Consider the following 12,957-nt stretch of genomic DNA (forward strand, 5'->3'; position numbering starts at 1 on the left):
AAATGAAAAAAATAGTTTTTGTGGTATTATTATTTTTAAATCTTACTGTTTCTGCACAAGCATATTTTCCTAGCTTTAATAGTTTATTTTTAAATGATCCTGATGAATCTCTTTTTAGCCCAGAACTTAATTATTTCAGAGAAGAATTAAAAGTTGTTAGTAAAACCCTTTATGTAGGAGATGTACAAACAGCTACAAGTAGATCGAATGGATTTTACAGTTTTAAAGTCGTGCCAACTTCTGTAAGAGAGTATAATTTTTTAAATTCGGGAGTATTCTTAAGATTCAATGTGAATTTGAGAGAGAAACATGCATCATTTCCAGTGACTTTTGAGGAGTTTATAGATGAAGATGAATCAGGAGGAAAGGGCAGAATAGATTTTGATATGCAGGGAATTTCCTTGGCTTTTGATCAAAAACTGATTAAAGTAGTAAATCCTGCATCTGTCAAAAATAAGGCAGATTTTACAATTACAAATGCAGAATATAAAATCAGCAAGACAAATCTTGAAATTGTGTTAAAAGGCTATTTTGCCACCGATGTAATTATTAAAGGAAAGAAAATTAAGAAAGATGCTATTTCCTTCTTGACATTAAATGCAGATAAAATAGGGTTTGATATTTCTTATGAAACTCAGATAAATAAAGAAAAAATAGTTGTTTTTAAAAAGAAAAATTAAGGACTTTACTATGTAGTTACTAAAATCCCAATTCCTAAAGAATTGGGATTTTTTTTGCTCTGAAATTTATGACTTTCGACTTTAAGACTTTAAACTTTCGATTTACAAATAACTCAAATTATGAAAGTTATAACCAAAATTGTATAACAGAATCGCCTTACTTTTTTGGGAACTTTGACATACCATACATATTAAATCATTAACCTAAAATTAAAAGTCATGCCTAATCCAAGAATTAAAAACGAAAAGCAGTATCAGGCTCTTGTTGAGAAAGGATACAGTAAAGAGAAATCGGCGCGAATCGCTAATACGCCAGATGCCGGAGTAAAAGGCGGAAAAGCAAGACCTTATGAAGAATGGACAAAAGAAGAATTGCTGAAACAAGCAATCAGAGTAGGAATAAAAGGACGTTCGTATATGAACAAAAGGGGTTTGATAAATTCCTTGCGAAACAATTAAAAATATAAACCATGCCTGCAAAAATCGCTCAGCAAAAGCTTATGAATCAATTAATCAAGTCACCGCATTTGGTACTTGAAAAATTGGATTTGGTTTATGTAAGCAATCAAAAGCTTCCAATTGAAAGATGCGAAGGCGAAGATGGTTTTATTTATAAAAAGAACGGACGATGTATTAAACAAAAAAGCGAATTAAAACGCTTTAGCAGTTTGGTTTTACCGCCGGCGTGGGTAAACGTTCATATTTCTGATTTGTCAAACGGACATTTACAGGCGGTTGGCTTAGATGATAAAAACAGAAAACAGTACCGTTATCATCCAAAATGGAACCAAATTAGAAACCAGACGAAGTTTTATAAAATAGCCGAATTTGGCCAAAAACTTCCCGCTATTCGCAAACAAGTCGATCATGATTTGGAACAAAAAGAATGGTCAAAAGATAAAGTTATTGCGCTTGTGATTCGATTAATGGAAGAGACGCACATCCGAATTGGAAATGAGAAATATGCCAAAGACAACAAATCATACGGACTTTCGACTTTGCGAAAAAGGCACATCAACATCAATAAAAATTCCCTCCGATTTGAATTCATCGGAAAAAAAGGAAAACAGCATACGATTACCACCAGAAACAAACAATTGATAAAACTGGTTAGCCGATGCGAGGAAATTCCGGGTTGGGAAGTTTTTAAATATTACGATAAAAACGGCGAACGCAAAGTTTTAGACAGTCATATGGTCAACGAATATTTACATGAAATTTCGGGAGAATATTTCAGTGCCAAAGATTTCAGAACTTGGGCCGCTTCGATCATATTCTTTGAAAATTTAATGGAAATCGGAATTACTTCTGACGAAAAAGAAATCAAAAAGAATATTCTGACCGCATACGACGCCACGGCTGAAGCGCTTGGAAATACAAGAAATGTTTGCAAAAATTATTACGTTCATCCGCTGTTGGTTTCCACTTATGAAGATGGATCGATTCAGCCTTATTTCGACAAAGTAAAAAAGAGCCGAAGCACAAAAAAATACTTTTCACGCTCTGAAACGGCCTTTGCAGAATTGATTGAAAATTATCAAGTCAATTTAAAGTAAATCGCCAGTTATAGAGCTATAAATAAAATGTTTAGAGTTAATGCATCTCCTTTAAAAGCATGAAATTTGAGTAACAAACAAAATCGTTATTAACTAAAAATCAATTATTATGTTACGTTGGACAGTCATATTTATTATTTTGGCAATAGTTGCCGGAATATTTGGTTTTGGTGGCATTGCCGCTGGAGCAGCTAGTATAGCAAAAGTTTTATTTTTTATATTCCTGGTATTATTCATCATTTCGCTTATTAGTGGCCGAAGAAGTGTATAAACCAAGAATCTCAGTACATAAAAACGAATAAAAACGACACAATTATATCTTGGTATTTTGTGTCGTTTATCTTTTAAAAAATAGCAATTATGGGAACAAAAAGCGGTGCTTATCAGGATGTCTACGTAAAAAGAGAAGACGAAATGGTAAGCTTGAAAAATGATGTAACAGATTTTTGCGAAAAGTATATCAAACCTGTACATCCTCAAAACTGGGACTGGTCGGTTCGTGATTTTGAAAATCCTAAAAACGACCCTACAACTGCCGAAGCGCGAGCGATTGCAAATGTAGTTTACAAAGACTTGTTGGACAACAAGCATACCGAAGTTGATCTTTCGACAATGAACAATGTTGAAGCAATTAAGGCCTATTTAAATCCGAAAAGCAAGTATGAAGATTTTAATATGGAGGAATTTGCCTTTGCATTAAAAGTGGAGCTTGAACACGGAAAAATTAAAGATGTAAACGTGACCAATAATCATCCGTTTTTAACGGCGATGATTGCGCTTGCACATATGACCGAAAGCCTGACGTATTATAAACGTTTGCAAGTGATGGAAGCCGAGGGTGAAATTTATGAAATCATGCGTAAAATTGAAAACTCGCCAACAGGAAAAGAAGAATGGTATAAAGAATTAGGCAAAGCTGAACAAGAATTGACCGAAGCCAGAGCTGGTTTAACAGAGCGTCTGCAAAAAATGGATGATATTCCGACACTTGAAAAAATTGGCGATTAAAAATTGTAGACGCACTGCTGTGCGCCTCTACGAAATATTGGATTAAATATTTTAAATATTATAGAAATTCTAATTCACCAGATAAGAAAACATAAAAAAACCGTTAAGAATTTTTGATCTTAACGGTTTTAATTTTTTAATAATTTTAAATTTTATCTTCTTAAATCATCGTCTGAGTACGCGTCATCATCTTCTTGTACATCGTCCTCAACATAAGTATTATCATCATCGTTACCATCGTCTTCGTCATTAAAATCGTCGTCATCTTCATCTAATTCGTCTAAATCATCTTCGGTTTCATTGAAGTCATTTTCAAAAGTGTCGGCGGGATTATCAAATTCATCATTTTCTTCTTCTTCGTCAAGATCTTCGTCTATATAATCATCATCATTTTCGAGCTCAACTTCATAAACATCATCATTATTGTGTTCTAAGTCATGCTCGCTATGAAAATCATCATCTAGATCATCTAAATCATCGTCGTTGTAATCAATAGCGTTTTCATCGGGATTTGGCTTATCAGGATTATGCCCGTTTCGTACGGTATAGCCGCGATTTGCAGTTTCTTCAATACTCTTATCGGTATTTTTTTGATCGTTTAAATCGTATAGTTCTTCGTTCATTACCGCATTTCTATTGGCGGTATTTGGGTTTCTGTTAAGAATGCTGTTGTTTTTATTTATAGTATTCATGATATCAGTTTTTATAATTTCTATAAAACAAATCTACTTCTAAATGCAAGAGAATTCTTTATAGAATTGTTTTGCGTAATTGCATAATTATCAGATGTGTAGAATGGAATTTAATTAAAAAATGCTATAACTGTACTGAAATATTGAATGGTAATTTTATACTCTATTAATCATAAAAAGAAATTACCATGAAAACTGTGAATAACAAAAACGAAAGTACTGCCAAGCAAGAAGTAAAAAGAGGTGTTACAAAACCAAAATCAAATGCTGCTGCAGGTTTAAACGAATTATTTGAAGATGGCTTGAAAGATATATACTGGGCAGAGAAAGCTTTGACAAAAGCACTTCCAGTAATGTCTAGAAACGCAACATCTGAAGAATTAATCTCGGCGATCAATAACCATTTGGTTGAAACGGAAGAACATGTAACACGTTTAGAGAAAATTTTTGACTTGATTGGCAAAAAAGCGACGGCTAAAAAATGCGATGCAATGGAAGGTTTGATTGAAGAAGGCAAAGGAATTCTTGAAGAAACTGAAATTGGAGTAGTAAGAGATGCTGGAATTATTGCGGCAAGCCAAAAAATCGAGCATTACGAAATTGCTACTTACGGAACTTTAAGACAATTTGCAGAAACCTTAGGTTTGGAAGAAGCAGCCTCGCTATTAGAATTGACGCTTGACGAAGAAAAAGGTGCCGATAAATTATTGACAGAAGTTGCTGTAAATGCGGTGAATCTTGAAGCTGCCGAAGCAGAGTAAGATTAGAAATTAAAGTATAAAAGTGCAGTTTCAAAACTGCACTTTTTTTTAATGAATTTTAAAAGAGAAATTATGCCCGAAGGTCCATCCATATTGATTTTAAAAGAAGAAGTACAGCAGTTTTCCGGTCAAATAATAATGGAAGTTTCCGGAAACAGCAGTGTTGAAATTCAGCGTTTAAAGGGCAAAAAAATCTTATCATTCAAGACTTGGGGCAAGCATTTTTTGATTTGCTTTGACGATTTTACGGTGAAAATTCACATGCTGATGTTTGGTACTTATCGAGTTAACGAACGAAAGGAAACCAAACCGCGGCTGCATTTGCAGTTTGCTGACGGCGAGATCAATTTTTATACCTGCTCGATTAAAATATTGGAAGGCGATGTAAATCAATATTATGACTGGAGTGAAGATGTTTTGAACGAAAACTGGAATCCGAAGAAAGCAAAACAAAGCTTGGATAAAATTCCTGACGAAATGATCTGCGATGCGATTTTAGATCAAAATATATTTTCGGGAGTAGGGAACATCATTAAAAATGAAGTTTTGTACCGATGTTTTATTCATCCGGAATCATTGGTTGGAAAAATTCCGCCTGAAAAAATCACCGAGATTATCTCTGAATGTTCTGTTTACAGTTTTGAATTTTTGTATTGGAAAAAAAAGTTTGAATTAAAGAAACATTGGCTGGCTTACACAAAAAGCTTTTGCTTTCGCTGTAATTTGCCCATCATCAGAAAACATACAGGAAAAAAGAACCGCCGCAGTTTTTTCTGTACCAATTGTCAACAGCTTCACATATGAAAAATGATATTTTAATAGGATGTTCGAGTTATAATAACCGATTTTGGAAAGGCATTTTTTATCCCGAAAACCTGCCTTCTTCAAAGTGGTTTGATTTTTATTGCCAGCATTTTAATACTTACGAATTTAACGGAAGCTTTTATAAATTCCCGACTTTAAGAATCTTTGGAAATTGGTATAATAAAACACCAGAGGACTTTATATTTTCAGTAAAAGCGCCAAAAGAAATTACGCATATCAAAAAGTTTATGGACTGCGAAGTTGTATTAAATGATTTTTATAACTGCTGTAAAGAAGGGTTACAAGAAAAATTGGGATGTGTTCTGTTTCAGTTTCCGCCAAGTTATTCTTTTACTTCTGAAAGATTATTGCAGATTGTTCAAAACTTGGATTTAAGCTTCAAAAATGTAATTGAATTTCGTCACGAAAGCTGGTGGAATCAAGAAGTGTGGAATGTCTTTTTACAAAACAATATTACGTTTTGCAGTGTCAGTTATCCAAAGTTGCCTCAAACCATTTTTACCGATTTTCCGCTTATTTATGTTCGTTTGCACGGTGTTCCAAAACTGTTTTATTCCAGTTATTCTTCTGAAGAATTATTGGAACTAAAAACTAAAATTGCTTCTAAATCTGGATTTGTTTATTTTAATAATACAGCAAGCGAAGCGGGGATTTTGAATGCTTTAGAGATGAAGAAGTTAATTTAACCGCAAAGTTCGCAAGGAGAAAAAGCGCAAGGTTCGCAAAGAAAATTATCCTTTGCGAACCTTGCGTAAATCTTTGCGAACCTTGCGGTTAAACTAGCATTATTGCAATTGCAAATTCCCTTCAATTCCGTCATCCATGGTTTTGCCGGTTACAAGTGCTGCAGTCATTTTAGCAATTGCGACCATTTTACCGTGTTTATTGTTCCAGTAATAACCGTCTTCAGGTACCACTTTTATGACACTTAAATTTGGATCATCAATACCGCCAGGCATCCAGACTTTTACAATAGGGTCGTATAAATCTTTAATAATTTCTCTTTTGTATGAAATACTTGCTTGCCCATGCAGTGTGAGGAATTTATCATGCGGTTCAGCAAAAAATATTTCAACAGTAGGATTCAGTGTAATTTCGGCATTTTGACTGCTGTTTCGGTCAGATAAGAACCAAAGATTGCCTAAATCATCAATTTTTTGAACAGACATTGGTCTTGACTGCAAGCGGTCGTTGCTATACGTACAAAACATACAGGTTTTTATATTCTCGGCCAATTCTTTTATTTTGTTTACCGCTAATTCTTCGGTAAGGTTTTTATGATCTCCCATGACTTTTAATTTAAATAAATAATTAATTGTATAAATCTTTGAATTTGTTTTGTTTGAAAAATATTCTAAACAAAGTTGGGATTTTTAGAACGGAAAGATTTATAGAATTATCTTTTTAAATTATCAGATTTCAAGCTGCCGTTTTTGTCAGAATTTTTTAGCATATTATTGTGTGTAAAATTATTTTTTTTATCTTTACAAAAACAGTTTAACCCATTCTACATGAACGATTTGTTAATTTTCTATACAGATGATGACGAAGACGATTTAAGCATATTTGCTGATGCCGTCGATTCATTATCAAAAGATATAGTGCTGCAAACTTATTCAGGTGGAGAAAAGCTATTAAATGCAATAGCCCACTCGCCTCCAAAGCCAGATGTTATTTTTTTAGACTTGAATATGCCTGGAAAAAATGGTTTTGATGTTTTGACAGAACTCAAAGGATCCAATGAAAATAATGATATTCCAATTATTATTTTTTCAACTTCAAATGAACCAAGTATCATTGAAAAAAGCCTCGCTTTAGGAGCGAATTATTTTATTACCAAGCCAGTTTTGATGAAAGATATTATAAAATCTATTGAACATTCCCTAACCATAAATTGGAAGGAATTTGTCCCAGATCATAAAACTTTTGTCTACAAATTATAATCTCAGCACCTTACAAAACAAAAGAAATACCAGATTTATTTACTAAAATGAATCTGGTATTTTTTTATAACTCCGGCAGAAAGATTTTAAAAGTAGCTCCCTGACCTGTTTCACTGCTCGCGCTAATAATTCCTTTATGGTTTTCGACGATTTTTTTTACGATTGCCAGTCCAATTCCAGTTCCTATAAACTCACTGTCAGTATTAAGACGCTGAAATACCTCAAAAATGCGTTCTTTATAAGCATCATCAAAGCCAATTCCGTTGTCTGAAATTCTTAAGCAAAAGTAAATTTTGTCGGGATAATCAACCTTAAATTTTAATTTACTGCCAATTATCCTTCGGGCTTTTATCTGAATATGAGGCGGAACATCCTTGCGGGAAAATTTCAATGCATTTCCAATTAAATTATGAAGCAACTGTCTAAATTGAAAGGGCATTACTGTTCCTTCACCAAGAGGATGAAGTTCGATAACGGCATTTTTTTCTTCAATACGATCAGAAAAATCCATTAGGACTTCTTCTGCAATTTCATCTAAATTGGTTTTTACAAAAGTTCTGTCGGCCGAATTCGTTCGGGAATAGGTAAGAAGGTCTTGTATGAGTGCCTGCATTCTTTTGGCCGAAAACTCAATACGTTCTAAATACGTTTTGGCTTTCGCCGAAATATTCTGTTCATCAAGATCAGTTAAACGGCTGGCAAAAGTTTGAATTTTTCGTAAAGGTTCCTGCAAATCATGACTTGAAATATAAGCAAAAGACTGCAGCTCAATATTCATGTTTATCAAATCTTTGTTTTTGCTTTCCAGTTCTTCTGTACGCTGCAAAACTTGTTTTTCCAGCAAAGTGGTAGAATCTTTTTGCTCCTGAATGTCAGTACTTGTTCCAACCCACATCTGAATTTTTCCATCGGCATCTTTTTGCGGGATCGCGTGACTTGCATACCATCTGTATTTTCCGTCGTGACGCAGAAATCGGTGTTCAAATAAAAAATCAGTACCCGTTTTTATGGATTCCATCCAGCGGTTAATATTTTCCTCGCGGTCGTCAGGATGAATGATCTGAAGCCAGCCATTTTGATTAATATTAATTTTTGAAAGACCAGAAAAGTTATAAAGCGACTGATTAAAATAATTCATATTTCCCATCGCGTCGCTGGTCCATACAAACTGCTGAATAGAGTCGGCTAGGAGCCTGAATTTTTCCTGACTTTTCATTAAAACTTCCTGGCTGTTTTTCTCATCAGTAACATCCATCACAATCCCGAGCATTTTTACAGGATTTTTTGAGTCGTCAAAAAACAGTTTTCCATGAACTCTAATCCAAGCCAGAGAATCATCTGGTTTCAGGATTCGGGCTTCGTATTTGTAAATATTCGTTTTTAGTGCTTTTGTAAATGCTTTTTCAATTACGGGAAGATCTTCCTTAACAATTCGGCTTAAAATTTGTGCACGGGTAACTTTTTTGTTTTTTTCAAGGCCAAAAAGCGTCAGCAAATTATTTGAATAAATCAATTCCTGCGTAGGAACATTTAAATCCCAGGTTACGATTTCGGCAATTTCTGAAGCCAGACGCACTCTTTCTTCTGCATCTTCTACTTTTTTTCGGGTTTCGACCTTGTCCGTCACATTATTGACATTAATCATTACGCCCGAAATATCTCCATTTGGTTCAAAAAGCGGTGTATATTGATAATCCAGATAAAATTTTTCGAGTTTGCCTTTAATTTCGATATAAGCAACAGATTCATTTTCGCGAATTGTTTTTCCATTATTCAGTACATCATCTAAAAGCTTTGGATATTTTTGATTTAGTAATTCCGGAAAAACTTCTAAAGCTGGTTTACCAATAGTTTCGCTTTCTTTTTTCTGCCAAATATCATTAAGCATCGTTGTATTGGCCAATTCAATAATATAATCTTTGCCTTTAAAAATCGTCATCGCGATTGGCGATTGCATAACCAGATTTCTAAAAGCTTTTTCCTGTTCGGCCAAATGATATTTTGTCCGCACAGATTCGGTTACTTCATAACCCACAACAATAACACCAGAGACTTCGTTATTTTCTTCTCTTAAAGGATGAAAAACGATATTAAAATAGCATTCTTCTTGTCGGTCATATCTATTTAAAGTAACAAGCAATTCATCAGTAAAAAAAGGAATTCCTTCTTCATAAACTTTTGAAATCAGTGGATAGACCGCACTTTTAGTTTCAGGAACCGATTCAAAAACAGGTTTGTTTATGGTTTCTTCTTCCGTTTTATCTACAATTTGGTAATACGTATCATTTGCCAGTTCAACAATATGATCAGGGCCTTTAAGAATGGCAATTCCCAGCGGAACCTGCTGTACAATATTTTTGAAGCGTTTTTCACTTTCTTCGATTGCCTGGCGCGCCATAACCTGAATCGTGACATCATTTGCAATGGCAACAATTCCTGAAATTTTTCCATCTGGCTCATACAAAGCTTCGTAAACAACATTGATATAAGTATTTACGATTTTGCCGTTTCTCGTTAATTTTACCGGAAGCTCATTTGCTGTAAAGCGCTCACCGGTCAAGTAAACGTTCATAAGAAGATCTTCTAGGCCTTGTCCTGCAGCTTCAGGCAATGATTCAAAAATGGGTTTGTTAAGAACTTCATGCTCTTTGCGTTCCCAAATTTCAAGCATTAATTGGTTCGCGATTTCAACAACAAAATCTTTTCCTCTTAAAATGCACATGGCATTTGGTGTCTGCAGTATGTTATTGCGGTAGCGTTCGTTGCTTTCTTCGAGTCTTTTTCTAATGTTTACTTTGTCTGTCGTTTCGGTACATACCACTAGAACTCCAAAGATTTTTTCGTTATCATCAGTAACCGGACTGTAACTGAAAGTCCAGTAAACATCTTCTAATTTTCCGTTTCTGTAAATTGGAACTAATTGATCTTCATGCCAGGTAGGTTCTCCATTGGTTAAAACCTGATCAATCAACGGCCCAATGAAATCCCAGATTTCCGGCCAGTATTCGGCACCTTTTTGACCTAAAATATCAGGATGTTTTCCTTCGTTTCCAAGGCTTGGACGATAGGCATCGTTATAAAAACAAATATGTTCTGGCCCCCAAAATAAAAACATGGGAAACCTTGAATGCAAAAGAATACCTAAAGTGGTTCGAAGACTTTGAGGCCAAGTTTCAACAGCTCCAACTGGAGTTTTGCTCCAATCTTTGGCACGGGTAAGAGCACCCATTTCGCCTCCATTTGAAAGAAAATTGTAATTTGTATTGTTCATTAAAATTTGTTTTTGCGCTTTATTGAAAAATAAATTTTATGTAATAAATATAGCACTTTTTGTATCGTATATGATTGAGAAATTAAAATTAATAAAAATATTCAGGATTAAAATTGGTCTTTTTTGAATGAGATACTTTTTAAATCTATTGAGTTAATATTATTTGCAGACTATGATGAAATTTGATAAAACAAAGATTAACCAAGATGTTATTCAAATTTTAAGTCATGAAAAAAGAACAAAAACACGAAACCGATTATATACAGAAATATCAGGATGAAGGCTATACTTCAAATTTTTTATTTCATAATGCCTCTCTGATCGATACGGATACAAAATATGCTTATCAACCAGACGAAATTTATATTGTTGCACATCACAGATACGAAGGAATGAGCGATCCAGATGATATGTCAATATTGTATATAATTGAAACAAAAGACCATGTAAAAGGAACACATTTGTTAGGATATGGCCCTACAGCGGATTTAGAGGAAGCCGAATTTTTTAAAGATATTCCGAAAAAGAATTATTCAAAAAATGCCGACATCAGTGAACTTACTTAGGATAAAATAAATAGGTATTTTTATTTTGCTGAGGAGCAGTTGTTCCAGATTTATCTGGGGCAGCTGTTTTTTTTTGAAGGTGCTGAGGTTCTAAGGTACTGAGGTTCTAAGTTTTTTCTCTAAAATCAAGGTAAAACAACCTTAGCATCTCAGTACCTTAGAACCTTAGGACCTAATGAAATAAAAATTATGAAATATCTGACTGAAATTGTGTAAGGGTTTGATTTACAATTAATACGAAATTTGGATTATAGAAAATGAGAAATAATATTAAACTCATTTTATGAAACGAATTAAGTACTGACTGCTTTTTTAAAACCAAACCAAAATGAAAAAACTATACATAAACAATGGTGAATTTGAAACTGTTTTTAATAATCTTAAAGATAGTTTTGACGGCACATTGAGTGCCCAAAACAATGAATATAATTTAGATATTCAATCAAAATGGACTAAAGGATCAATAAAAGGAACTCGTTTTGATGACAAAATTTTATTTATGCACTTTGACTTGGTTTTTCATCAGGATGTAAGTTTAAGTATTGAGGCATTTCAGTCGGCTCCTGTATTTTTTGTTTATTGTGAAAACGGAAAAGTGTGCCATAGTTTTGGTGCAGACGGAGAGAAGAAAATCTTAGGGAAAAACCAATCTGCGGTTTTGAACAATTCATCTGTAATTAATAGTGTTTTGTATTTTGAAAGCCATAAACGCATTCAGTTTACTTTGTTAGGTATGCCAACAATGGAGAACAAAAACTCACCATTAGTTTCTCAGGTAAAACAGCATTTTACAAACGATTCTGGAAACTATATCTACATAGGAAAAGAGAATTCAAGAATTTCAAAAAAGATTCAGCAATACAAAACAATGCCGGAAAAAGGTGTTGTAGGAACGCTTCTTAAAAAGAGTATTTTGAATCATATTGTTGAGATGGAAGTAGAGCAGCATGCTTTTAATTATTTAACAACATTTGATCCAATTTTGGACATCGCTGTTCGTCAAATTGCTGAAATCAAACGAATTTCGACTATGAGTTTTTCTGAAGTAATAACTTCATTAAAGCTTTTCAGAGCAAGACATCATTGGTCATTTAAACTTTATAACCAAAAATTAGCTAGCTGATAAAGCAACATATATTTTGTCTTGAGATACTAAGACGCTAAGATTCTGAGATGCTAAGTTTTTTTAAACTTGGTTTCTCAGAATTTTTATTTTTAAGATGCTAAGGGACTAAGTCGCTAAGATTCTGAGTTTTTTTTTTAGCTTAGAATCTCAGCATCTTAGAATCTCAGCATCTCAGGTCACTCTTTTTCGTAGTAAATTATAAAATAGACCATCACTAGATTCAGACATAGCGAAACACTATTCGTGATGATAATTGGCAGATCTTTTTTTAAAACGCCATAAATAATCCAGACAACGATTCCAAACGTCAGGATTCCAAAAGTTTTAAGTGAAATATCCTTGACTTTCTTGGTTTTCCAAATTTTTAAAATCTGCGGAATTGTTGATACCGTGATGCACGCTCCTGCAAATAATCCTATGATGTCGATGTAGTTCATTTTTTTAAAGATGCTAAGATTCTAAGATGCTGAGATACTAAGGTTGTTTTTTTATCAATGACAAAAACTTTGTGTCTTAGTGGCTAAAAATT

At 33.8% G+C, this 12,957-nt stretch carries 15 protein-coding genes; 11 read left to right on the forward strand and 4 right to left on the reverse strand.

Annotated features, from left to right (window positions below):
- Positions 1-2: 2 nt before the first annotated feature.
- The 5 genes from GKZ88_RS03640 to GKZ88_RS03660 all read left to right on the forward strand — a co-directional run bounded on the left by GKZ88_RS03640 (position 3) and on the right by GKZ88_RS03660 (position 3,244).
- Positions 3-680 carry a hypothetical protein gene (locus tag GKZ88_RS03640; protein ID WP_155101032.1) on the forward strand — a complete coding sequence of 226 codons (678 nt, stop codon included), beginning with the start codon at positions 3-5 and terminating at the stop codon, positions 678-680.
- A 219-nt stretch (positions 681-899) separates the two neighbouring features.
- Complete coding sequence (locus tag GKZ88_RS03645) at positions 900-1,139, forward strand: Rho termination factor (RefSeq protein ID WP_155101033.1); 240 nt, start codon at positions 900-902, stop codon at positions 1,137-1,139.
- An 11-nt stretch (positions 1,140-1,150) separates the two neighbouring features.
- Positions 1,151-2,236, forward strand: coding sequence for a DNA topoisomerase IB (locus GKZ88_RS03650; RefSeq protein WP_155101034.1), 1,086 nt, complete (start codon positions 1,151-1,153; stop codon positions 2,234-2,236).
- A gap of 109 nt (positions 2,237-2,345) precedes the next feature.
- Positions 2,346-2,507 (forward strand): DUF1328 domain-containing protein, encoded by a 162-nt coding sequence (locus GKZ88_RS03655; RefSeq protein WP_084157389.1) that lies wholly within the window; start codon positions 2,346-2,348, stop codon positions 2,505-2,507.
- 89 nt (positions 2,508-2,596) lie between these two features.
- Positions 2,597-3,244 (forward strand): DUF5661 family protein, encoded by a 648-nt coding sequence (locus tag GKZ88_RS03660; RefSeq protein ID WP_155101035.1) that lies wholly within the window; start codon positions 2,597-2,599, stop codon positions 3,242-3,244.
- A 152-nt stretch (positions 3,245-3,396) separates the two neighbouring features.
- Here GKZ88_RS03660 and GKZ88_RS03665 read toward each other — a convergent pair whose 3' ends face one another.
- On the reverse strand, positions 3,397-3,936 hold the full coding sequence (locus tag GKZ88_RS03665; RefSeq protein WP_155101036.1) for a hypothetical protein: 540 nt from the start codon (positions 3,934-3,936) through the stop codon (positions 3,397-3,399).
- Positions 3,937-4,124: 188 nt separating this feature from the next.
- On the opposite strand from GKZ88_RS03665, the gene GKZ88_RS03670 reads away from it, so the two are divergent.
- Genes GKZ88_RS03670 through GKZ88_RS03680 form a run of 3 tightly spaced genes read left to right on the forward strand, consistent with a single transcriptional unit; the run spans position 4,125 to position 6,208 of the window.
- On the forward strand, positions 4,125-4,697 hold the full coding sequence (locus GKZ88_RS03670; protein WP_155101037.1) for a ferritin-like domain-containing protein: 573 nt from the start codon (positions 4,125-4,127) through the stop codon (positions 4,695-4,697).
- 51 nt (positions 4,698-4,748) lie between these two features.
- Entirely contained in the window at positions 4,749-5,501 is a 753-nt protein-coding gene (locus GKZ88_RS03675) for a DNA-formamidopyrimidine glycosylase family protein (protein ID WP_230392453.1), read from the forward strand.
- Complete coding sequence (locus GKZ88_RS03680) at positions 5,498-6,208, forward strand: DUF72 domain-containing protein (protein WP_155101038.1); 711 nt, start codon at positions 5,498-5,500, stop codon at positions 6,206-6,208. The genes GKZ88_RS03675 and GKZ88_RS03680 overlap by 4 nt, the downstream gene beginning before the upstream one ends.
- A 99-nt stretch (positions 6,209-6,307) precedes the next feature.
- On the opposite strand, the gene GKZ88_RS03685 is transcribed toward GKZ88_RS03680, so the two are convergent.
- Entirely contained in the window at positions 6,308-6,811 is a 504-nt protein-coding gene (locus GKZ88_RS03685; RefSeq protein WP_155101039.1) for a pyridoxamine 5'-phosphate oxidase family protein, read from the reverse strand.
- A 222-nt stretch (positions 6,812-7,033) separates the two neighbouring features.
- Here GKZ88_RS03685 and GKZ88_RS03690 point away from each other — a divergent pair, with 222 nt between their 5' ends.
- Positions 7,034-7,465 carry a response regulator gene (locus tag GKZ88_RS03690; protein ID WP_155101040.1) on the forward strand — a complete coding sequence of 144 codons (432 nt, stop codon included), beginning with the start codon at positions 7,034-7,036 and terminating at the stop codon, positions 7,463-7,465.
- Positions 7,466-7,529: 64 nt separating this feature from the next.
- Here the strand turns inward: GKZ88_RS03690 and GKZ88_RS03695 are convergent, their stop codons facing one another.
- Positions 7,530-10,736: a PAS domain-containing protein gene (locus tag GKZ88_RS03695; RefSeq protein ID WP_155101041.1), complete on the reverse strand. Its 3,207-nt coding sequence runs from the start codon at positions 10,734-10,736 to the stop codon at positions 7,530-7,532.
- A 227-nt stretch (positions 10,737-10,963) separates the two neighbouring features.
- On the opposite strand from GKZ88_RS03695, the gene GKZ88_RS03700 reads away from it, so the two are divergent.
- Together GKZ88_RS03700 and GKZ88_RS03705 are read left to right on the forward strand one after the other, a co-directional pair.
- Positions 10,964-11,302: a hypothetical protein gene (locus GKZ88_RS03700; protein WP_155101042.1), complete on the forward strand. Its 339-nt coding sequence runs from the start codon at positions 10,964-10,966 to the stop codon at positions 11,300-11,302.
- A 328-nt stretch (positions 11,303-11,630) separates the two neighbouring features.
- Positions 11,631-12,425 carry a hypothetical protein gene (locus GKZ88_RS03705; RefSeq protein WP_155101043.1) on the forward strand — a complete coding sequence of 265 codons (795 nt, stop codon included), beginning with the start codon at positions 11,631-11,633 and terminating at the stop codon, positions 12,423-12,425.
- Positions 12,426-12,604: 179 nt separating this feature from the next.
- Here the strand turns inward: GKZ88_RS03705 and GKZ88_RS03710 are convergent, their stop codons facing one another.
- Complete coding sequence (locus GKZ88_RS03710) at positions 12,605-12,865, reverse strand: SemiSWEET transporter (RefSeq protein WP_155101044.1); 261 nt, start codon at positions 12,863-12,865, stop codon at positions 12,605-12,607.
- Positions 12,866-12,957 lie beyond the last annotated feature (92 nt).

Source organism: Flavobacterium sp. LC2016-01 (assembly GCF_009711135.1).
In the GTDB taxonomy this organism is placed as follows: domain Bacteria; phylum Bacteroidota; class Bacteroidia; order Flavobacteriales; family Flavobacteriaceae; genus Flavobacterium.

Coding starts and splice junctions, on each gene's coding strand:
- GKZ88_RS03685 (WP_155101039.1), bottom strand. CDS start 6,811: ATGGGAGATCATAAAAACCTTACCGAAGAATTAGCGGTAAACAAAATA.
- GKZ88_RS03690 (WP_155101040.1), top strand. CDS start 7,034: ATGAACGATTTGTTAATTTTCTATACAGATGATGACGAAGACGATTTA.
- GKZ88_RS03710 (WP_155101044.1), bottom strand. CDS start 12,865: ATGAACTACATCGACATCATAGGATTATTTGCAGGAGCGTGCATCACG.
- GKZ88_RS03640 (WP_155101032.1), top strand. CDS start 3: ATGAAAAAAATAGTTTTTGTGGTATTATTATTTTTAAATCTTACTGTT.
- GKZ88_RS03660 (WP_155101035.1), top strand. CDS start 2,597: ATGGGAACAAAAAGCGGTGCTTATCAGGATGTCTACGTAAAAAGAGAA.
- GKZ88_RS03655 (WP_084157389.1), top strand. CDS start 2,346: ATGTTACGTTGGACAGTCATATTTATTATTTTGGCAATAGTTGCCGGA.
- GKZ88_RS03695 (WP_155101041.1), bottom strand. CDS start 10,736: ATGAACAATACAAATTACAATTTTCTTTCAAATGGAGGCGAAATGGGT.
- GKZ88_RS03670 (WP_155101037.1), top strand. CDS start 4,125: ATGAAAACTGTGAATAACAAAAACGAAAGTACTGCCAAGCAAGAAGTA.
- GKZ88_RS03680 (WP_155101038.1), top strand. CDS start 5,498: ATGAAAAATGATATTTTAATAGGATGTTCGAGTTATAATAACCGATTT.
- GKZ88_RS03675 (WP_230392453.1), top strand. CDS start 4,749: ATGAATTTTAAAAGAGAAATTATGCCCGAAGGTCCATCCATATTGATT.
- GKZ88_RS03645 (WP_155101033.1), top strand. CDS start 900: ATGCCTAATCCAAGAATTAAAAACGAAAAGCAGTATCAGGCTCTTGTT.
- GKZ88_RS03650 (WP_155101034.1), top strand. CDS start 1,151: ATGCCTGCAAAAATCGCTCAGCAAAAGCTTATGAATCAATTAATCAAG.
- GKZ88_RS03665 (WP_155101036.1), bottom strand. CDS start 3,936: ATGAATACTATAAATAAAAACAACAGCATTCTTAACAGAAACCCAAAT.
- GKZ88_RS03705 (WP_155101043.1), top strand. CDS start 11,631: ATGAAAAAACTATACATAAACAATGGTGAATTTGAAACTGTTTTTAAT.
- GKZ88_RS03700 (WP_155101042.1), top strand. CDS start 10,964: ATGAAAAAAGAACAAAAACACGAAACCGATTATATACAGAAATATCAG.